The sequence below is a fragment of the Planktothrix rubescens CCAP 1459/22 genome (genome assembly GCA_904830895.1).
GTDB lineage: Bacteria > Cyanobacteriota > Cyanobacteriia > Cyanobacteriales > Microcoleaceae > Planktothrix > Planktothrix agardhii.
The window spans coordinates 2,382,910-2,402,867 of the sequence record LR882958.1 but is presented as its reverse complement, the minus strand read 5'-3'; the positions used below and the strand labels follow the sequence as shown (position 1 = coordinate 2,402,867).

General features: G+C 44.2%; 30 protein-coding genes. 1 reads left to right on the top strand and 29 read right to left on the bottom strand.

Annotated elements, in window-relative coordinates:
* Positions 1–52 precede the first annotated feature (52 nt).
* Positions 53–1,186 carry a DNA-processing protein DprA gene (gene dprA / locus NMG86_RS11305; RefSeq protein ID WP_026786873.1) on the top strand — a complete coding sequence of 378 codons (1,134 nt, stop codon included), beginning with the start codon at positions 53–55 and terminating at the stop codon, positions 1,184–1,186.
* 89 nt (positions 1,187–1,275) lie between these two features.
* Here dprA and NMG86_RS11300 read toward each other — a convergent pair whose 3' ends face one another.
* The 29 genes from NMG86_RS11300 to rplV form a co-directional block, all read right to left on the bottom strand.
* Entirely contained in the window at positions 1,276–1,923 is a 648-nt protein-coding gene (locus NMG86_RS11300; protein ID WP_026786874.1) for a Uma2 family endonuclease, read from the bottom strand.
* A 75-nt stretch (positions 1,924–1,998) separates the two neighbouring features.
* The gene (locus tag NMG86_RS11295) at positions 1,999–3,699 is read right to left on the bottom strand and encodes an ABC-F family ATP-binding cassette domain-containing protein (RefSeq protein ID WP_026793868.1); all 1,701 of its coding nucleotides are present in this window, start codon (positions 3,697–3,699) and stop codon (positions 1,999–2,001) included.
* 142 nt (positions 3,700–3,841) lie between these two features.
* Positions 3,842–4,249: a response regulator gene (locus NMG86_RS11290; RefSeq protein WP_026797659.1), complete on the bottom strand. Its 408-nt coding sequence runs from the start codon at positions 4,247–4,249 to the stop codon at positions 3,842–3,844.
* A gap of 126 nt (positions 4,250–4,375) precedes the next feature.
* Positions 4,376–5,485, bottom strand: coding sequence for a peptide chain release factor 1 (gene prfA, locus NMG86_RS11285; protein ID WP_026797658.1), 1,110 nt, complete (start codon positions 5,483–5,485; stop codon positions 4,376–4,378).
* A gap of 327 nt (positions 5,486–5,812) precedes the next feature.
* The gene (rpmE, locus tag NMG86_RS11280; protein WP_026786878.1) at positions 5,813–6,040 is read right to left on the bottom strand and encodes a 50S ribosomal protein L31; all 228 of its coding nucleotides are present in this window, start codon (positions 6,038–6,040) and stop codon (positions 5,813–5,815) included.
* Positions 6,041–6,140: 100 nt separating this feature from the next.
* A complete protein-coding gene (rpsI, locus tag NMG86_RS11275) occupies positions 6,141–6,551 on the bottom strand; it encodes a 30S ribosomal protein S9 (protein ID WP_026797657.1) in 411 nt (136 codons plus the stop codon).
* Positions 6,551–7,009 carry a 50S ribosomal protein L13 gene (gene rplM / locus NMG86_RS11270; protein WP_026786880.1) on the bottom strand — a complete coding sequence of 153 codons (459 nt, stop codon included), beginning with the start codon at positions 7,007–7,009 and terminating at the stop codon, positions 6,551–6,553. Before rplM ends, rpsI begins: the two co-directional genes overlap by 1 nt.
* Positions 7,010–7,082: 73 nt before the next feature.
* On the bottom strand, positions 7,083–7,889 hold the full coding sequence (truA, locus tag NMG86_RS11265) for a tRNA pseudouridine(38-40) synthase TruA (RefSeq protein WP_026786881.1): 807 nt from the start codon (positions 7,887–7,889) through the stop codon (positions 7,083–7,085).
* A 131-nt stretch (positions 7,890–8,020) separates the two neighbouring features.
* A complete protein-coding gene (gene rplQ, locus NMG86_RS11260) occupies positions 8,021–8,371 on the bottom strand; it encodes a 50S ribosomal protein L17 (protein ID WP_026786882.1) in 351 nt (116 codons plus the stop codon).
* 198 nt (positions 8,372–8,569) lie between these two features.
* The gene (locus NMG86_RS11255; protein ID WP_026786883.1) at positions 8,570–9,526 is read right to left on the bottom strand and encodes a DNA-directed RNA polymerase subunit alpha; all 957 of its coding nucleotides are present in this window, start codon (positions 9,524–9,526) and stop codon (positions 8,570–8,572) included.
* Positions 9,527–9,663: 137 nt separating this feature from the next.
* Positions 9,664–10,056: a 30S ribosomal protein S11 gene (gene rpsK, locus NMG86_RS11250; protein ID WP_026786884.1), complete on the bottom strand. Its 393-nt coding sequence runs from the start codon at positions 10,054–10,056 to the stop codon at positions 9,664–9,666.
* A gap of 92 nt (positions 10,057–10,148) precedes the next feature.
* Complete coding sequence (gene rpsM / locus NMG86_RS11245) at positions 10,149–10,529, bottom strand: 30S ribosomal protein S13 (protein WP_026797656.1); 381 nt, start codon at positions 10,527–10,529, stop codon at positions 10,149–10,151.
* 315 nt (positions 10,530–10,844) lie between these two features.
* Complete coding sequence (gene rpmJ, locus NMG86_RS11240; protein ID WP_071782548.1) at positions 10,845–10,958, bottom strand: 50S ribosomal protein L36; 114 nt, start codon at positions 10,956–10,958, stop codon at positions 10,845–10,847.
* Positions 10,959–11,061: 103 nt separating this feature from the next.
* Positions 11,062–11,286, bottom strand: a complete 225-nt coding sequence (gene infA, locus NMG86_RS11235; protein WP_008191178.1) for a translation initiation factor IF-1 — start codon at positions 11,284–11,286, stop codon at positions 11,062–11,064.
* Between the two features lie 225 nt (positions 11,287–11,511).
* Entirely contained in the window at positions 11,512–12,084 is a 573-nt protein-coding gene (locus tag NMG86_RS11230; RefSeq protein WP_026797655.1) for an adenylate kinase, read from the bottom strand.
* Complete coding sequence (gene secY, locus NMG86_RS11225) at positions 12,081–13,388, bottom strand: preprotein translocase subunit SecY (protein ID WP_026797654.1); 1,308 nt, start codon at positions 13,386–13,388, stop codon at positions 12,081–12,083. Before secY ends, NMG86_RS11230 begins: the two co-directional genes overlap by 4 nt.
* A 92-nt stretch (positions 13,389–13,480) precedes the next feature.
* Complete coding sequence (rplO, locus tag NMG86_RS11220) at positions 13,481–13,948, bottom strand: 50S ribosomal protein L15 (RefSeq protein ID WP_026786888.1); 468 nt, start codon at positions 13,946–13,948, stop codon at positions 13,481–13,483.
* A gap of 39 nt (positions 13,949–13,987) precedes the next feature.
* Positions 13,988–14,530, bottom strand: coding sequence for a 30S ribosomal protein S5 (gene rpsE, locus NMG86_RS11215; RefSeq protein WP_026793862.1), 543 nt, complete (start codon positions 14,528–14,530; stop codon positions 13,988–13,990).
* A gap of 142 nt (positions 14,531–14,672) precedes the next feature.
* Positions 14,673–15,035, bottom strand: a complete 363-nt coding sequence (gene rplR, locus NMG86_RS11210) for a 50S ribosomal protein L18 (RefSeq protein WP_026786890.1) — start codon at positions 15,033–15,035, stop codon at positions 14,673–14,675.
* Between the two features lie 3 nt (positions 15,036–15,038).
* A complete protein-coding gene (gene rplF / locus NMG86_RS11205) occupies positions 15,039–15,587 on the bottom strand; it encodes a 50S ribosomal protein L6 (RefSeq protein ID WP_026797653.1) in 549 nt (182 codons plus the stop codon).
* A 142-nt stretch (positions 15,588–15,729) separates the two neighbouring features.
* Complete coding sequence (rpsH, locus tag NMG86_RS11200; RefSeq protein WP_026793861.1) at positions 15,730–16,131, bottom strand: 30S ribosomal protein S8; 402 nt, start codon at positions 16,129–16,131, stop codon at positions 15,730–15,732.
* A gap of 18 nt (positions 16,132–16,149) precedes the next feature.
* Positions 16,150–16,701 carry a 50S ribosomal protein L5 gene (rplE, locus tag NMG86_RS11195; protein ID WP_026786893.1) on the bottom strand — a complete coding sequence of 184 codons (552 nt, stop codon included), beginning with the start codon at positions 16,699–16,701 and terminating at the stop codon, positions 16,150–16,152.
* A 125-nt stretch (positions 16,702–16,826) separates the two neighbouring features.
* Entirely contained in the window at positions 16,827–17,180 is a 354-nt protein-coding gene (gene rplX / locus NMG86_RS11190) for a 50S ribosomal protein L24 (RefSeq protein WP_026786894.1), read from the bottom strand.
* The gene (gene rplN, locus NMG86_RS11185) at positions 17,180–17,548 is read right to left on the bottom strand and encodes a 50S ribosomal protein L14 (RefSeq protein ID WP_026797652.1); all 369 of its coding nucleotides are present in this window, start codon (positions 17,546–17,548) and stop codon (positions 17,180–17,182) included. Before rplN ends, rplX begins: the two co-directional genes overlap by 1 nt.
* 37 nt (positions 17,549–17,585) lie before the next feature.
* Complete coding sequence (gene rpsQ, locus NMG86_RS11180; RefSeq protein ID WP_026786896.1) at positions 17,586–17,843, bottom strand: 30S ribosomal protein S17; 258 nt, start codon at positions 17,841–17,843, stop codon at positions 17,586–17,588.
* 158 nt (positions 17,844–18,001) lie between these two features.
* Complete coding sequence (gene rpmC, locus NMG86_RS11175; RefSeq protein ID WP_026793859.1) at positions 18,002–18,238, bottom strand: 50S ribosomal protein L29; 237 nt, start codon at positions 18,236–18,238, stop codon at positions 18,002–18,004.
* 50 nt (positions 18,239–18,288) lie between these two features.
* Positions 18,289–18,714 (bottom strand): 50S ribosomal protein L16, encoded by a 426-nt coding sequence (rplP, locus tag NMG86_RS11170; RefSeq protein WP_026786898.1) that lies wholly within the window; start codon positions 18,712–18,714, stop codon positions 18,289–18,291.
* Between the two features lie 75 nt (positions 18,715–18,789).
* Complete coding sequence (gene rpsC, locus NMG86_RS11165) at positions 18,790–19,518, bottom strand: 30S ribosomal protein S3 (protein ID WP_026793858.1); 729 nt, start codon at positions 19,516–19,518, stop codon at positions 18,790–18,792.
* Between the two features lie 65 nt (positions 19,519–19,583).
* The gene (gene rplV, locus NMG86_RS11160) at positions 19,584–19,940 is read right to left on the bottom strand and encodes a 50S ribosomal protein L22 (protein ID WP_026786900.1); all 357 of its coding nucleotides are present in this window, start codon (positions 19,938–19,940) and stop codon (positions 19,584–19,586) included.
* Positions 19,941–19,958 lie beyond the last annotated feature (18 nt).

The window sequence follows — 19,958 nt, the reverse complement described above, 5'->3', positions numbered from 1 at the left end:
TCAAGTTATACAGATTATAGTTAATGTTCAAGAATATAGGAGTCTATTTTTTGTGGAAGAACGGATATACTGGTTAGCATGGTCACAAATTAATGGGGTAGGTTCTATCTCAATTCAGCGTCTAAAACAGCATTTTCAACGATTAGAAATTGCTTGGCAAGCAACGACAAATGAGTTAAGGTCAGTTGAAGGTTTTGGCCAGCAAACGGCTGAGAAAATTGTCCAACAGCGATCGCAAATTAACCCCCAAGAATTCTTAGAACAACATACTGCTAAAAACCCCTATTTTTGGACTCCTGCCGATGCCGAATATCCCCGATTATTATTAGAAATTCCCACCTTTCCTCCGGTTTTATATTATCGGGGAAAGGTTGAAACCAATGAAAATCAGGGGATTACTCCTACGGTTGCTATTGTTGGAACCCGCACTCCCACGGAATACGGTTGTCGCTGGACTCGTCAAATTAGTATGACCTTAACCCGTCGAGGATTTACGATTGTTTCGGGGATGGCGGCGGGAATTGATACCCAAGCTCACCGCAGTTGTTTGGAGGTCGGAGGACGAACTATTGCAGCGTTAGGAACTGGGGTAGATATTGCCTATCCTAAAGAAAATCGTCAACTTTGTGAAGCGGTGATTAATCAAGGATTATTAGTTAGTGAATATCCATCGGGAACTAAACCCAATCCCCGTCATTTTCCCCAACGAAATCGGATTATTGCCGGGTTAAGTCGAGCAGTTTTTGTGATGGAAGCTCCCCAAAAATCCGGGGCATTAATTACGGCTCATGTTGCCAATGAATTTTGTCGAGATGTTTATGTTTTACCCGGTCGTTTGGATGATCAAAATTCTCAGGGGTGTTTGAAATTAATTAATGGTGGGGCGAGTCTAATTCCGGTTAATTTAGACGAATTACTCGAACAATTAGGAGCAATACCACCTTTAGATGAACCTCAACAATTATCTTTATTTGAAATTCCGGTTCAACCCCCAAAATCTATACCGGATTTAGACCCCGAATTATCTAAAGTATTACAAGCACTTTCATCGGAACCGATGGCTTTTGATCAAATTATTGTTAATCTGAATTTAGACGCTGGCAACGTATCCGCAGCATTATTACAATTAGAATTATTAGAATTAGTGGAACAATTGCCTGGAATGCGATATAGAAAATTAGCGTAATCTATATAGGGAACAGTAAGATTAGAAAATATAGCAACATTCAAGGCGGTTAGGACACAATTTATTTCTGTTTTTTTACAACTGATTTTTTACAACTTATGACTGATGACTGTTTCGGTTCTTAATTCTCGTAACATTTTGCTAGTTCCAGCATCAATCGCTTTTTGCACCAATTGTGGAATAAGTTCCGTTAGGGATAACTCAGGAAAGGTAGGACTATTAACAGTTTCAGTGTAACCTTGATCAGAAAGTAAGTAAATTTTTAACTGTTGATTTCGATAAATCCAAACTTCAGGAACCCCGATGGCTTCGTAGACATCTAAAGTCGTTTTAGAGGTAACATCCGCTTCTATTGCTAAGTCTGGGGGTGGATACTGTTTTAAATCTAAGTTGGTACAACCTTGCACCCGTTGGGCATTTTCGATATAAAAGCAAGTATCGGGTTCTATTCCGCCAATCGGTGGACGTTTGAGGGTCGTTGAACCAAAATCCTCCCAGTCGCGCCCTTGAATATCTAAAATCGTTTTAAGGATATCGGCGATAATCCGATGGGGACGTTCATGCAGTGCCAAAGGGGACATAATTTCTAGGGTTCCTCGGTAGTAGGTAACGCGGCTGTTGCGTTTTTCTCCTAAGTCGATCAGAATTTGTTCAAAATCTTGCCAGGACAGGTTAGAAATAGTAATCTGGCTGCCCGGAGTGAGTTTAATCGCTTGAATAGGAAAAGTTACACTCATGTTTTTGCCTTGTGTTAATTCGCTGTTTCCTTAATATTAATCCTCAAAACCTATCCCACTTCTCAGGTTAGGATATTATTTTTGTTTAGCATTGGCTTTTTTCTTAGCATCTTTAGCTGCTTTTTTAGCTGCTTTCTCCGCTTCTAATTTTGCTAACTGTGCTTGTTCTTTCTCCTCCGCTAGTTTATCCAGATAATAATGATAATCCCCTAAATAAACCCGAAACTCTCCGTCACGAATTTCGACAATTTTATTGGCAACTTTAGAAATAAAATACCGATCATGGGAAACAATTAAAACCGTTCCATCGTAATGTTGAATTGCTTCCTCTAACATTTCTTTGGCGGGAATATCTAAATGGTTTGTAGGTTCATCTAAAATTAAACAGTTCACCGGTTGGAGTAATAATTTTGCTAAGGCTAAACGAGCTTTTTCCCCTCCACTTAACGCATTAACCTGTTTTAAAACCGTATCTCCACTAAATAAAAACCGTCCCAATAAAGTCCGAACTTCTTCATTTTTCCATTCGGGAACTTCATCGTGGATAGTATCCATAACGGTTTTTTCTAAATCTAAGGCTTCCGCTTGATTTTGTTCAAAATACCCTGGAATAACGTTATGTTCTCCTAAACCAACCTTGCCCTCTGTTGCTTCTTCTAAACCCATAATTAATCGCAGTAGGGTTGATTTTCCGCAACCATTCGGCCCTAAAAAGGCAATGCGATCGCCCCTTTCCACTAATAAATCCGTACCTAAAAACAATACTTTGTTATCATAAAAGTGGGTTAAATCTTGAATATTGACAACTTCTCGACCACTTCTCACCGAAGCCGGAAATCGAAATTTCAGGGTCGCAGAAGAAGAACTGGGGGCTTCAATTCGTTCTATTTTATCCAGTTGTTTTTCCCGACTTTTGGCTTGGGTACTGCGGGTGGCACTAGCCCGAAATCGTTCCACAAAAGCCTGTTGTTTTTCTAACTCTTTTTGCTGGCGATCATAGGCACTTAATTGAGCTAATTCGGCATCTTCTTTTTGTTGTAAATAAGCGGAATAATTCCCTAAATAGGTTTTAGAAACCCCCTGTTCTGTTTCCACAATTTGGGTACAGAGACGATCTAAAAATTCTCGGTCATGGGAAACAATTACCATCGGAGTTGTTAACCCTTTGAGATAAACTTCTAACCATTCAATGGTTTCTAAATCTAAATGGTTAGTCGGTTCATCTAATAATAATAAATCCGGTTCTTGGAGTAAAATCTTTCCTAAACTCATACGCATTTGCCAACCGCCACTAAAGGCACTAACTAAGCGATCGCCATCTTCCGACTCAAACCCCATTTCCGGTAATATTTTCTCAATTTGAGACTCTAAGGTATATCCCCCAATCGCTTCAAAATCTCGATGTAAACGATCTAATTTTTTAATTAATTGATCTAACTCCTCTGGACTAGCAGTTTGCATTTCATGTTGTACCTCAGTCAAGGATTCTTGAATTTGATTAGCGGCTTTAAATACCGTCCAAAATTCCTCCCGCACAGTATGGGTTGGGTTAACTTCAAATTCTTGGGTTAAATAGGCAATTTTCAAACTAGCCGGACGAATAATTTCCCCAGAAGTTGGTTCCATTTCTCCCGCAATAATTTTTAATTGCGTTGATTTTCCCGCCCCATTTACCCCGACTAAACCAACGCGATCGCCCGGCTTAACTTCCCAATTCACATCCTTAAGAACTAAACCTGTAGAATAAATTTTACTAATATGTTCAAGTCGTAACATTGAGAATCTCCTTAACTATAATAAAAGAAAGAACACGGATTAAACGGATTAAGATGATTACACGGATTACGCTTCTTGCTTCGCTCTTAATATTTAATTGAGCGCAGCAAGGAACCTAATCTGTGAAATCCGTGAAATCCGTTTAATCCGTGTTCTGCTTTGCTGCTTTATAGGTTTCTACCGCCTTTTGAATAATAGCTTTAAAAGCTTCAGGATCCCAGGGTTTGGTAATACACTTAAAGATATTAGTTGATGCCATGTTTCCAGAATCTAAATCCAAAGCATCTTCAGAATAACCCGTGAGCAGAATTCTAATGGTATCAGGGAAAAGCTGGGTAACTCTGGTGAAAAACTCAATCCCAGTCATTTCGGGCATACTTTGGTCGGAAATGATTACCGCCATTTCTCCTTCCTGATCGAGAATATTCATCGCCTTCGAAGGACTATCGGCTCTAAATACCTGAAATTCTCGTCGGAATGTCCGATAGAGCAGATCGAGATTATCTGGCTCATCATCAACCACCATGAGTTTCAGTTTGCTTTCAGGCATACTTTTATCTCTAAAACTTATTTATAAAAAAGGCGAGACTCCAAAGAGTTCTCGCACTTTCCGCATCCAGGGCTAACCTAATGGGCGAATCAGTGATCACACTCATCAAAGCCAAAACCTCTTGAATTACACTGAAACTGGACTAGATGTGGAATTTGCTAATTCAGCCAATCTTTCCTCTTGATCCTTAACAATACAGGCACTGAGTACACTTTCCAAACTTCCTTCTAAAATCGTAGCTAGAGTGAAGTTTTCACCTAAGCGGTGATCCGTAACTCGACTATCTTTATAGTTATAAGTCCGAATTTTTTCAGAACGTGACCCGGTTCCCACCTGGGAACGTCGCATAGAAGTTACGGCTTCCTGTTGTTCCCGCAGTTTTGCTTCGTACAACTTGGCCCGTAAAATCTGCATCGCCCGTTCTCGGTTTTTTAGCTGACTCCGTTCTTCGGTACAGAAAATCCGAATCCCCGAAGGTTTATGGAACAGGTCAACAGCCGTTTCCACCTTGTTAACATTTTGGCCACCAGCACCCCCGGAACGAGCCGTGGTCATCTCAATATCCTTGGGGTCAATAGCGATTTCCACTTCATCGACCTCGGGCATAATTGCCACCGTTGCCGTAGAAGTATGAACCCGACCACCCGCCTCCGTTACCGGAACACGCTGAACCCGATGAACTCCCGCCTCAAATTTGAGTTTGCTGTAAACGCTATTCCCTTGAATTTCTAAAATAGCCTCCTTAAAGCCCCCCATATCGGCGACGGACTCACTGACCATACTTACCCGCCAGCCCTGACTTTCGGCATATCGGGTATACATTCGGACTAAATCCCCCGCCCAAATACTGGCTTCTTCCCCTCCGGTTCCCGCCCGAATTTCCAACATGATATTTTTATCATCATTAGGATCACGGGGCAGTAACAGGACTTTCAGAAGAATTTCAAGACGACTAATTTTAGTTTCCAACTCCGCCACTTCTAAAGCAGCCATTTCCCGCATTTCCAGGTCATCCCCGGCTTCTTTCATGACTTGACGAGAGCCAAGCAGTTCTTCTTGAGCCGTTTTCCAGTCCTGATAAGCTAAAACAATTTCTTCCATTGAGGAGCGAGCCATTGCCACCCGTTGAAATTCATCCGGGTCAGTAGCTACATCAGGGTCAGCTAAACGGAGGGTTAACTCATTAAAGGTTTGTTCAATCGATTTGAGTTTATCGACAAGATAAGCATCAGCCATAATCTCAGTTGTCCTTTGTCGGTTCGGTAAAGACGCGCTAATGGCACGTCCCTACTCAGAAATTCAAGATTTAGATTCCCTAAATCTGATTCAGGGCATAGGCACGGGGTGAATTCGAGATGAAATCAACCCTATTAGCCCTGGATTTAAAACGGTCAGTTGTCTGTTATATAGCAACCGCCAAGGCAGTTAAGACACCAGACAGATCTTGGAACCCAGACGGTAAAGTGTTTTCCCCCGGTGTTCCGGTGTTCCGGTGTTCCGGTGTTCCGGTGTTCCCTGCTATAAACACTACATACAACTAACCACAGACAAACGACAACCTTGCTATTTTTCCGACTGCTTATCGTCGATCATCCCGTATTTCCGCAGAAAGCGCTCAACTCGTCCTTCTGTGTCCAGAATTTTTTGATTTCCGGTGTAGAAAGGATGATTTCCTGACCACACATCAACATTAAGTCGAGGCTGTGTAGAACCAACGGTAGTGACTAATTCACCGTTACAATAGACTTCGGCCTCTGGATACCATTCAGGGTGAATACCAGGTTTAGGCATGGTTTTGACGTTCTAAATTTTACGAGTTGTCAACTAACAATTTTAACACCGGATCATTCCCCCGGGAGACACCGAAACGGTAAGTAAACCCATGGGGTTTTTAACGTTTGGAGTATTGAGGAGCCTTACGCGCTTTGCGTAAACCATATTTTTTCCGCTCCGTAGCCCGGGGGTCACGGGTTAAGTACCCTTCGGTTTTTAGGGGTTTGCGGTTATCGGGGTTGAGTTCACACAAAGCACGGGCCACACCCAAACGGATAGACTCCGCTTGACCAGTTAAACCGCCACCACTGGCATTGACCAAAATATCATAGTCATTTTCTAAGCCCAGGGTTTCTAAGGGAGACTTAGCCGCGACTAAATAGCCCTGGTTGTATTGCAGGTACAAATCCCCATCTTTACCATTAATGGTTAATTTACCCGTACCCGGAACCAGTCGAACCCGGGCTACAGAAGATTTACGACGGCCAGTTCCCCAGTAAACGGCACGACCAGTATCAGTTGCTTGCATTAATTACCTCCTGTTGGAATAGTATTGATGATTAAGGTTTCAGGTTTTTGAGCTTCATGGGGATGATCAGGCCCCGCATAGACTTTGAGTTTAGTAAACAGGTTACGTCCTAAAGCATTTTTGGGTAACATCCCCTTAATCGCCTGCTCAATAATTCTTTCTGGAATACGGGCTTGCAATTTTTCAAAGGTTTCAATTTTCATCCCACCGGGTCTACCGGAGTGACGACGATACAGTTTTTGACTGCGTTTTTTACCCGTGACTTCAATTTTTTCCGCATTGACAATAATTACAAAGTCCCCCGTGTCGATATGAGGGGTGTAAATGGGTTTATTTTTGCCCCGAATAATTCGGGCAACTTCGGTGGCTAAACGACCCAAACGTTGGTCAGCAGCATCGATTACATACCATTTGGGTTCTAGGGAAGCTTCCGAAGGCAGGAAGGTTTTTGTGCTCATTCTTGATTGTCCTTAAATTTAAGAATAAATGGAGTGTTGGCTTTGGAGGGGTTAAACCTTACTCGGTTTACCATCAACCAACGACAAGTTTAGGAAAGGTGTCAAACCAAATATCAGGCTCAAAGGGAAACTCTGGATAACCGACTCGCAATAAGCAAAGTCCTTGGGCGGGCGCTGCATATTTAACAAGTTCTCGGCGTTCTTGAGTCCAGATATCTCGAAATTCCTCTAGGGATCGTTCCCCATTTCCCACCTGTACCAGTAACCCGACTAACAACCTCATCATTCCGTATAGAAATCCACTGGCTTGTACTTCGATATGGATGAAGGGATTTTGGCGTTGACAACTGACGAACTGCACGTCTACCCAAGCATGGGGGCGAGAGGTTCCACTCCTTTGAAACGCCGATAAGTGGTTATATCCCACTAACTGTTCCAGGGCGGCTTGGATTAACTGTTCATCTAAAGGATGATGATAGTAATGCCAACTGAAAGGACGGACAAATAGGTTGGGTCGAGCATCTGTATAGAGGGTGTACCGATATCGACGCCATTTTGCCGAAAACCTAGCGTGCCAGGAGCTAGGAACGGAGGCAGATGCCCGAATCAACACATCCTCCGATAAACGATTATTGAGAATTGTCGCCCAACGATAGTCAGGAATATAGCTGGGGGCATTAAAATGAGCCACCTGTGCCGATGCGTGAACTCCAGTATCGGTGCGACCTGCCGCGTGGAGTGTAACCGGAGCTTGAGTTACCGTTGCGATCGCGGTTTCAATTTCCTGCTGCACTGTCCGTTGATTGGGTTGTCGCTGCCAACCTTGAAAGTGAGTCCCCTGATACTGAATCACTAAGGCAATACGCTGTTGATCTATCACACAAATCAGTTATCAGTTATCAGTCACCAGTTATTATTTATCAGTTATCAGTTATTAGTTATCCAGCAAGGATTCAAAGATAGCTTATTAACTATTAACTCTCACACTGATAACCGTTTACTGTTAACTGATTACACCAATTCAATAATAGCCATTTCTGCATTATCTCCTCGACGGCTCACAGTTCTGATAATCCGGGTGTAACCCCCATTGCGAGAGCCATACCGTGATGGAGCCGCATCAAATAACGAATGAACCAGTTGTTTGTCATAGATATACCCCATGGCTTGGCGACGGGCCGCTAAGGAGCCGTCTTTAGCTAGGGTAATCATTTTTTCTGCTTCTGATTGTACCGCTTTGGCTCTAACTTTAGTGGTTGTGATTCGGCCATGGCGAATCAGTTCTGTAGCCAGCGATCGCAGCAATGCTTTTCGCTGATCAGCAGGTTTGCCCAATTGGGGAACACGACAACGATGACGCATAATTACCTTCAGATAGAAAATGATGGAGTGGTTTAATCAGTGATCAGTTATTAGTAAACAGTGATCAGTGCAAGAGTTAATAGTAAACAGTTATCAGCGTAAGAATTAAGAGTTAATGAACTATCTTTAAATTCTTACCTGATGACTGATGACCAGTAGAGACGTGCCATGGCGCGTCTCTAAACTGATGACTGATGACTAACTACTAACTACTGATTTAGATGCCCTTTCTTGAGGCAGTGTAATCCCTAAGCGTTTTTGTAACGCCTCGATTACCTCCTCCGCAGACTTCTGACCGAAGTTTTTAATTTCTAATAGGTCTTCTTGAGTATAATCCCGTAAGTCTGCGACCGAGTTGATTTGAGCGCGTTTGAGACAGTTATAAGCCCGAACTGATAACTGTAGTTCTTCAATCGGGATTTGACTGGTCGGATCAACATCATCATTCTGGTCACTTTTGATTGATTCCAGGGTGATGTCTTTCAACGGAGTGAACAAGTCCACCAGTTTGGTCGCGGATTGGCTGATGGCTTCTTGGGGGGTTAAACTCCCATTTGTCCAAATCTCCATGATCAGGCGGTCTTTTTCTACAGTTCCACCCACCCGTGCATCCTCGACGGTGTAATTCACTTTCCGTACAGGCATGAACACAGCATCAATTTGGAGAAAATCTACAGCCAGTGCCTCGTCCCGATTACGCTCAACGGCGTGATACCCAGTACCCTTATCAACTTGGATTTCCATTTCCAAGGTTGATCCTGGGGATAGGGTAGCGATATATTGGTTTTTGTCTACAACCTCAACTTCTGAAGGCAACTTAAAATGACCCGCCGTTACCGTCGCTGGGCCTTGAACTTCTAAGCGACCGATTTGTTTTTGGTGGGTATAGCTCTTGAGTACAACTTCTTTCAGGTTCAGCAAAATCTCTAAAACATCTTCCCGAACCCCTTGAATTGTTGCAAACTCATGATTAACATTGGCAAACCGTGCCGATGTAATCGCCGTTCCTTCTAAGTTCGATAGTAAAACCCGTCTTAGAGCATTACCAACCGTTGTCCCTTGGCCCCGTTCTAACGGTTCTAAGACAAATTTACCGTACTGACTCCGGTCTGTATCAGTGTTCGATTCAATACACTCAATCTTAAACTGCGCCACCGATGGACCTCCCTTCTCCATTGAACCCCAAAATGAATTGACAGTATAAGGCAAAGAATGAAACTAAACTTGAGTATCCATTCTTCCTAAATAAAGACGCTAACCTTGACGTTCGTAACGAAAAGTGAAAGCTGTCGTCAAACGCGACGTCGTTTGGGAGGACGGCAACCATTATGGGGAATCGGAGTAATATCTCGAATCAAGGTAATTTCTAAACCAGCCCCTTGCAAGGCTCTAATTGCGGTTTCTCTACCTGCACCCGGCCCACTAACCATCACTTCAACCTGACGCATTCCTTGATCATTGGCTCGGCGTCCAGCGTTTTCCGCGGCGGTTTGAGCAGCAAAAGGAGTCCCTTTTTTTGCCCCTTTAAACCCCGTAGACCCCGCAGAAGCCCAAGAAATGACTTCCCCATTCGGATCAGTAATCGTTACAATCGTGTTGTTGAAGGTGGATTGAATGTAGGCTAACCCATTCGGGACGTTACGTTTTTGCTTTTTAGGCCCTGTTTTTTTCGTTTGTCGCGCCATAGTAATCTCGTTTACGATTTTCTTTGCGGTGAGTTGAGGAAACCTGCTCGGGTTTAACCAGCAGTTCTTGTAAGTTGAAACGCCTAGCTTAACTATTTCTTAGCTGCCGCTTTTTTCTTACCAGCAACGGTACGGCGAACACCCCGACGGGTTCTAGCGTTCGTCCGGGTGCGTTGACCCCGCACAGGCAGACCTAAACGATGACGACGGCCCCGATAGGTGCCAATATCCATGAGGCGCTTGATGTTCATCGCCTCCATCCGTCGCAGATCTCCCTCTACCTGATACAGTTGGATGGCCGCCCGTAGGGCTGCAATATCAGCATCATTTAGATCCTTAATCCGGGTATCAGGATTAACACCCGTATCTTTAAGAATTTGTTGAGACCGCGAAAGTCCAATTCCAAAAATGTAAGTCAGACCGATTTCAACACGCTTATCTCGTGGAAGGTCTACTCCGGCTATCCGTGCCACAATGAACGTCTCCCTTTAAAATGTAACTAACGACAATGCCTAAATCATGCAGTAAAATGATAGGCAATTAATGGATTCCCAATTTGCTGAATGGCCCGGGGCTACGCACGCAGGTTGAAGCTACTGTACTGATTTCAACTGCACATTCTTTCCTTTGATCCGGGAAAAAATAGGATTGTAGCTACTCTTTAAGACTTCACAATGGTTGAGGCTTGTCCAAGTAAGGGCTTGAATCACAGAATTCTAATAGGTCTAGTCTGTTTTTCGGTGTTTCAGCAAGACTCATAATCCGTCCTTAATGGACGACCTAGGGTGTTAACCTTGGCGCTGCTTATGCTTGGGATTAGAACAAATCACCATTACCCGTCCGCGACGGCGGATAACACGACACTTTTCACAAATTTTGCGGACTGATGCTCGAACTTTCATGCCAATTAGAGCGACGCTACAACAAATTTATTATTATATCACTGAAAGCTGATTTTTATCTAGTCTAACCCTTAACCTTTGGGATAAAGGGTAAGATTTCCATCTATTTTTTGCGTAGACGATAGGTGATTCTGCCTTTTGTCAAGTCATAGGGGGTTAATTCCACTTTGACTCGATCTCCAGGTAAAATTTTAATGTAGTTCCTTCGGATTTTTCCCGATATGTGGGCTAAGACATTAAATCCATTATCTAGGTCTACGCGAAACATAGCATTTGGAAGGGATTCAGTGACTGTCCCTTCCATTTCAATCAGATCCTGTTTAGCCAAGTTGTTTTTCCCTCAATTCAACAATCCATCCCGCCGATCAACAAATGGCCGAGATTTGCTCATCCGATGACATTCAGAAATCCGAGTTTAAACGTATTTCTTAACATATTTTATCAAAAATTGGAGCTCAATCTCTGTTTTTTGTCAATCTCTTAGCCTTAATTTCCATTAAAACCCCGGGTAAAGCCGTAAAGGGGTTCCAACTTGACCGACCCAGAATTTTTACTAAGCAGAAACAACCTGTTTCAACTCTTGAGTAATCTCATCCATGGAACGGTTCCCATTGATAGAATCGAGTTGATTTCGCTGACCGTAATAATCAATTAAGGGAGCCGTTTGTTCCCGATACACTTGTAAACGGTGACGAATAATTCCCTCGTTATCATCCTGACGCCCTCTGGCCAACAATCGCTGTACCAGAATCTCATCAGGAACATCAAGGTTAATCACCTTGAGTTCTCCCTCGCTATTTTTAGCTTCGCTGTCTCCCTTGAGTACAAGGTCGGCGATAAAATCAGCTTGAGAAATATTCCGAGGAAACCCATCCAAAATCCAACCGTTCTGAGCATCGGACTCCTCAAGACGATGTTTTACCATATCTAAAATCAGTTGATCTGGGACTAATTCGCCTTGAGCCATATAGTCCTTAGCTTTTTGACCCAGATCAGTTTCTTCACCGACATGGGTGCGTAAAATCTCACCCGTCGAGATATGAGGAACCCCAAAGCTTGCAGCTATGACAGCCGCTTGAGTCCCTTTGCCTGCCCCTGGAGGGCCGAGAAAAATCAAACGCACTATCGTTTCACCATCCCTTCATATCGTTGAGAAATCACATAGGTTTGCACCTGTTTCGCCGTATCAATGGCTACACCCACCAAAATCAAGAGAGATGTCGCACCAAAGCCCCGAAAAGTAGGAACCCTTGTGGCGCTCTCAACGATAGTGGGGATAATGGCAACTAAACCTAAAAAGATCGCTCCCAAAAACGTCAATCGATTTAAAACTCGCTCAATATACTCACTGGTTGTGCGACCCGGACGAATCCCCGGAACACTAGCCCCCATTTTCTTCAGGTTCTGTGCCATATCCACAGGATTCATAATTAATGAAGCGTAGAAATAGCTAAAGAACACAATCAGTACCAAATAGAAAGCCGCATACAGCCAGGGAGTTGACCCACTAGGAGTTAGAGCCGTTGCTATTTGAACCAGAATCGGATTGTTAGTAAATTGAGAGATGGAAGCAGGCAAAACTAAAACCGCCGAGGCAAAAATAATCGGCATCACACCCCCTTGATTTAATCGCAGAGGCAAATAGCTCGTTTTTTCTCGGTACAATTTTCGGCCAACTTGCCGACGGGCGGAAACAATCGGAATTCGACGAGTTCCCTCCTGAACAAAAACAATCCCAACGATCATCGCCAGGAAAATAATTAACAGAAGAATCACCCGACCGACAATCGCTTGATCTCCACTTTGGGCTAATTCTAGGGTCTGACCCAAAGAAGTTGGTAAAACTGCTACGATACCCAAAAAAATCAGTAAAGAAGCACCGTTACCAATCCCGCGTTCAGTAATGAGTTCCGAGAGCCACATCACAAACATTGATCCGGCTACAAGGGCTAGAACCACTTGAACTTGGAATAGGGGGCCAGGGTTATTGGCAAAGGGATTAATCCAAATGGAGATCCCCACACTTTGTAACACAGCCCACCCTAAAGCCACATAGCGAGTAATTTGGGAAATCTTCCGGCGTCCGGCTTCTCCCTCATTTTTCTGTAAGTCTTCCAGACTGGGCAAAGCCGTCGTCATCAATTGCATGATGATGGAGGCATTAATATAGGGCAAAATCCCCAGGGCAAAAATTCCCAGAGCCGAAAGTCCACCCCCAGAAAATAAATCGAGGAATCCAATCACCGGGTTATTTTGAATAGCTGCTCTGAAACTAGCCGTATCAATACCGGGAATCGGTAGGAATACACCCACACGCACCAGGAGCAGTAAACCAATGGTGATTAGGATTCGACCTCTTAGACCAGCAGCTTGGGCCATCTGCAAGAAAGTTTCCTGTGCAGTTGGCGCTTTGTCTCGACTAACGACCATGAAGGACTACCTCAATCAGTTATCAGTAATCAGTTATCAGTCATCAGTTAAGAGTTAAGAGTTAATAATTAATAGTTGTTGGCTATTAACTATTAGACCGATAACTGTTTACTGTTGACTGATAACTGACAAGTCCCACCGGCGGCTTCAATTTTGGTACGGGCACCTTGAGTAAATGCAGCCGCATCTATCCGAAGGGCAACATTCAGTTCTCCGTTCCCTAAAATTTTCAGAGGGCCACGACTCGCGGTTAGGAGTCCCGCTTCTAGCAGGGAAGCTAGGGTGACTTCTGTATTCGCCGATAGGGATGACAATTCACCTACATTAATCGTAGTGTAATGTTTTCGATTAACTTGAGGAAATCCCTTGAGTTTGGGGAGGCGTCGATACAGAGGGTTTTGACCGCCTTCAAAACCAGGGCGGGTGCTGTGACCAGAACGGGAATTTTGTCCCCGCATCCCTTTACCACAGCTTGCACCTTGACCAGCAGAGATCCCACGACCTAGGCGACGTCCGCGTTTGCGAGAGCCTGGTTTGGGTATAGCATCGTTGAGTCTCATGATTGCTTATACTTGAACAGTTTCAGATGGACAACGGAATTAGGCGTAAAGATGCTCAATGGGAACTCCCCGCTCTTTAGCTACATCCGCGAGGGTGCGTAATGATTGCAAAGCGTCAATGGTGGCTCTGGCATTATTCAGAGGATTACTAGAACCCAGTTGTTTAGCCAAGATATTCCGAACACCAGCCAGTTCTAAAACGGTACGGACGGCTCCGCCAGCAATTACCCCCGTCCCAGGAGATGCAGGACGCATCATCACCTGAGCGCCTCCCCCTGCCCCGTTGATGGGATGGGGAATAGAATTGGATTTGGTTAAAGGAACCTCGACCACGTTTTTGCGACCGTCGGCAACGCCTTTTTTAACGGCTCCAATTACATCGGCAGCTTTACCGACACCGACACCGACTTGACCTTTTTCATTCCCGACGATGACTACAGCCCGAAAGCTGAGTTTTTTACCGCCTTTTACCACCTTAGTGACACGACGGATTTGTACAACCCGTTCTTGCCACTCGACTTCTTTTTCTTTGGTGCGGCTACCTTTTTTGTTGTTGCGCCGCTGTTGCTGCTGCTCTGCCATAGTTTTAATATCCTGAACAACGTTAATTTCAGTGATCAGTCATCAGTAATCAGTAATCAGTTAGGTCGTTGCCGTTATTCATGGTTGATTAACAATAACTTCTATTTTATTTGATTGACTGTTTACTGTTTACTGCTTACTATTAGAAGTCTAATCCAGCTTCTCGGGCTGCGTCAGCTAGGGCTTTAACGCGACCGTGATAGATATATCCACCCCGATCAAATACCACTTTTTTGATGCCTTTAGCCACAGCCCGTTCAGCAATTAATTGACCGATTTTGACAGAGGCATCACAGGTTGCCCCGGATGAATCTGCGGATTTGAAATCAGGTTCCACGGTAGAGGCTGCAACTAATGTTTGATGTTTTGTATCATCAATCACCTGCACATAAATGTGATGATTGGAGCGAAACACTGCTAATCTAGGCCGTTCAGAGGTTCCAAAGACCTTGACTCGAACTCTCCGATGACGACGATCCCGGGATTCTTGACGAGTTAATTTCATAGTTTATTTTTTCCCACCCTTACCAGTTTTACCAGCTTTACGTCTGACCACTTCGCCTTGATAACGAATGCCTTTGCCTTTATAGGGTTCCGGGGGACGCACGGCACGAACCTTGGCGGCCATATTACCGACAATTTCTTTGTCAATCCCGCTAATAATCACGTTAGTGTTGTTTTCAACAGCAACGCGAATACCTTCTGGGGGAATCATTTCCACGGGTTTGCTATAACCGACGTTTAACACCAGGTTTGTACCTTGGACTGCGGCTCGATAACCGACCCCTTGGATTTCCAAACGACGTTCAAAGCCATTAGAAACCCCTTCAACCATATTAAAAACAAGGGTTCGACAGAGACCATGACGTTGACGAGCGGTACGAGATTCGGAAGCCCGTTTGACGTTAACGGTTTCTCCGTCCTGTTCCACCACAACTTCCGGGGGAAGCACACGGGAGAGTTCACCCTTGGGGCCTTTAACTATAACCTGTTGACCATTAATGGTTAGGGTGACCTGCTTAGGTACAGAAATTGGACGTTTACCAATTCTAGACATAGTTATTTATTTCAATTCTCGAATAGAAAAGGGTTGGATTAGTTCTAATCGCGCTTGCTTGACTGTTCACCGAGACACAGAGACAAAACATAAAGCTTTGAAACCCGTAAACCCGAAGTCTGACAAGCGATAAACGAACTTTTTACCAAATGTAGCAAAGCACTTCACCGCCGACACCTTGACGTCGGGCTTCTCGGTCAGTCATGACACCAGAAGACGTAGAAATAATTGCTACGCCAATGCCACCTAAGACGCGAGGGAGTTCTTTACGGTTGCGATAGACTCGCAAACCCGGTCGGCTAACTCGCTGTAATTTCTGAATGGTTGGAGCTTTGGTTTTAGAGTTGTACTTGAGAGAGACCACCAAGTATTTTTTAATGCCTTCGCCTGTTTCCTCAAAGTCTGCAATAAAGCCCTCTTGTTTGAGAACTTGGGCTATACTACGAGTCATTCTTGTAGAAGGAATTTGTGTAGTTTGATGCCGCGCCATGCAAGAATTGCGAATGCGCGTCAACATATCCGCAATAGTATCGTTTGCCGCCATAGTTTCCTCGTTACTTTACTACACACCGCTTTCCCGAAAAGGCATTCCCATTTCTTTGAGCAGGGCTCGCCCTTCTTCATCGGTTTTTGCCGTGGTGACAATTGAAATATCTAAGCCTCGAATTTGATCAATACTGTCATAGCTGATTTCAGGAAAGATCAGTTGTTCTCGGACACCCAAACTGTAGTTACCTCGACCATCAAAACTTTTTCCACTCACACCCCGAAAGTCACGAATCCGAGGTAGGGATAAGTTGATCAGTCGATCTAAGAAAGCATACATCCGTTCTGAACGCAGGGTCACCATCACACCAACGGGCATTCCTTTGCGAACTTTGAATCCAGCAATGGCTTTTGTGGCTCTTGTGACCACGGGTTTTTGTCCGGTAATCACAGCCAATTCATTCAGGGAGGACTCTAACGCTTTAGCATTTTGAGACGCTTCACCTAAACCCCGGTTGATTGTGACTTTAATAATCTTAGGAACCTGATGGATGTTCTCATATTGGAACTGCTCCATCATTTTGGGGACGATTTTGTCCAAGTAGACAGTCTTGAGTTTAGCTACCATAGTGAGTTGCTCTTTATAAATCCTGGGCTTTGTCAGGATGGTTGACAATTGGAATTACGAATGGGTAATGGGTTTTGGGTTTTGGGTAATTCCCTGTTCCCTGTTCCCTGTTCCCTGTTCCCTCTTTAATCAATAATTTCACCCGTTTTTTTCAGCATTCTCACCTTACGTCCGTCTTCGGTAAAGGTGTAACACACCCGACTGGCAACGTTTTCTTTGGTGGAATACAGCATCACATTAGAACTGTGAACTGGGGCTTCAAAAGTCGTAATCTGACCGGATTCTCCCTCTTGACGAGGTTTAACGTGCTTGGTTCTGACGTTGACATCCTTAACAACGACTTTACTGGCTTTGGGAAGAACCCGAAGAATCTCTCCAACTTTCCCTTTATCGCTACCCGTAATTACCTGCACGGTATCGCCTTTTTTAACGTGCATTTTATAGCGTTTGGGTTTATTAGATGTGGTTTTTTTGGACATTACAGAACCTCCGGTGCAAGGGAAACAATTTTCGTGAAATTCTTATCCCGTAGTTCCCGAGCCACAGGGCCAAATACACGAGTGCCTCTGGGATTACCGTCTGCGTTGATAATCACAGCCGCATTGTCATCAAACCGAATGCTCATGCCACTATCTCGACGTAAACTATGACGAGTACGGACGATTACAGCCCGAACTACATCGGATCTTTTCACCGCCATATTGGGAATCGCATCCTTGACCACCGCAATGATCACATCGCCGATTCCGCCATAGCGACAGTTACCCCCTCTTAAAACGCGAATACACATGAGTTTCCGCGCACCGCTATTGTCAGCAACATTGAGAATTGTTTGGACTTGAATCATGATCTTATTTTTTCGTTCTCAAGTAATAACCAAATCCCTACAGATTGGTTTTGTCATTACCGCCTAGAATTTCGACCACATTCCAGCGTTTTGTTTTGCTTAAAGGGCGAGTTTCGGAAATGCGAACCCGATCTCCTTCTTGACATTGGTTGTTTTCGTCGTGGGCTTTATATCGTTTAGTTTTAACGACAATTTTGCCGTATTTAGGATGGGGAGAACGGTTTTCTACCGTTACAACCACTGTTTTATCCATTTTGTTACTAACGACCAAGCCAACTCTTTCTTTTACTGCCATAGTGCAAATCTCTCCAAAATCAGTTATTAGTTATCAGTCATCAGTCATCAGTCATCATCAGTTAACAGTGATTAGTTGGCAGTTATTAGTTAACTGTTATTAGGAATCAGTTATTAGTCAATAAGCCAACAGTTGATTAACTCTTAAACTGATAACTCTTAAACTGACAACTGATCACTGGTAACTGATGACTGATTACTGATTTGGCGTTCCCGTTCCACCGTCTTTAATTGGGCTAAACGATGGCGCGTGTGCTTAAACTCGTGGGGTTTTTCTAAACGCCCGGTGGCTTTAAGTAACCGGAGGTTAGCCAATTGTTTTTTGATCTCCAAGATTTGCTGAGACAGTTCTTCATCATTTAACTGTCGGGCTTCTTCGATTTTTGGAAAAGACATAACAAAGTCCTGTGGGATTGACAGTTAACCGTTAACGGTTAACAGCACTTTTATTGAGCTTCTTCGTCAACGGGACGGGCAATAAATTTGGTTTTAATCGGCAATTTAAACGCCGCTAACCGCATCGCTTCCCGGGCAATTTCTTCGGTAACTCCGGCAATTTCAAATAATACTCGACCGGGTTTAACCACAGCCACCCAATACTCAGGAGCACCTTTACCAGAACCCATCCGGGTTTCAGCGGCTCTCATGGTTACGGGCTTATCGGGGAAAATCCGAATCCAAATCTTTCCACCCCGACGAATATAGCGAGTCATGGCTCGACGGGCTGCTTCGATTTGGCGAGAGGTAATCCAACAGGGTTCTAAAGCTTGCAGTGCGAAATCACCGAAATTTAGATCATTACCCCGGGTCGCTTGACCTCTCATGCGACCACGCTGTTGTTTGCGGAATTTTGTTCTTCTGGGACTTAACATGATCGAATCCGATAATCAGTATTCACCTATCCGCATTATCAGTTATCAGTAAATAGATAACAGACAACAATCTTTTTATCCTTCGTTAGAACGGTCGTCATATTTTTGACGACGAGGTTGACGATTCCGACGGGGTTGACTGGTCGGAGAATTCGCTAATTCCTCTTGTCCTGGGATAATTTCGCCCTTAAAGACCCAAACTTTAACACCGAGAATGCCGTAGATTGTCAGCGCCGTGCAGTAGGCGTAGTCAATATCAGCGCGGAGGGTATGCAAAGGTACTCTCCCTTCCCGAGTCCATTCAGTCCGAGCAATTTCTGCCCCATTTAACCGACCACTGACTTGAATTTTGATGCCTTCAATTCCGGCTTTTTGCGCCCGGGTAATCGCTTGACGAACTACACGACGGAAGGAAACTCGTTTTTCTAGTTGTTGGGCGATATACTCAGCAATTAAGGTGGCGTCCGCATCAACTTTGGCAACTTCCACCACGTTGATCCGAATTTGGCGATTATTGCCGAGTTTTTTCTGGAGACCCAGACGCAGGGTTTCAATTCCTGCACCCCCACGACCTACGACAACACCCGGTCTAGCGGTATGAATTTCTAAGTCAACTTGATCGGCTTTGCGTTCAATTCGGACTTTAGAAATTCCGGCATTATTCAACTCCTTGCGAACATACCCCCGAATCGTATGGTCTTCTTGTAACAGTTCAGGATACTGTTTAGAATCCGCAAACCAACGAGATCTATGTTCTTGGGTAATTCCTAACCGGAACCCAATAGGATTAATTTTTTGTCCCATGTTTCAATTCTTTTTTAGAAAAGAGTTAGAATGTCCTACTCGCGCCAATCGCTGATTGGGGGTACCTACTCCGTGGCTGGAGCTACGGCAACCACAATATGACAAGTCGGCTTTCTAATTTGGTAGGCACGACCCTGGGCGCGAGGTCTAAACCGTTTAATGGTTGGCCCTTGATCCGCGTAGGCCTGGGAAATCACTAAACTGGCTGGATCTAAACCAGAATTGTGTTCTGCGTTAGCAACCGCAGAGCGTAAAACTTTGAGAATTGGCTCACAAGACCGATAGGGCATGAATTCCAAAATAATCAAAGCTTCTCGGTAGGATCTTCCCCGGATTTGATCCAAGACTCGTCTTACTTTATGAGGTGACATCCGAATGTAACGAGCGATCGCCTTCACCTCGGCGCTAGTATCTATAGCCATAGTTCATCATGTCAGTCA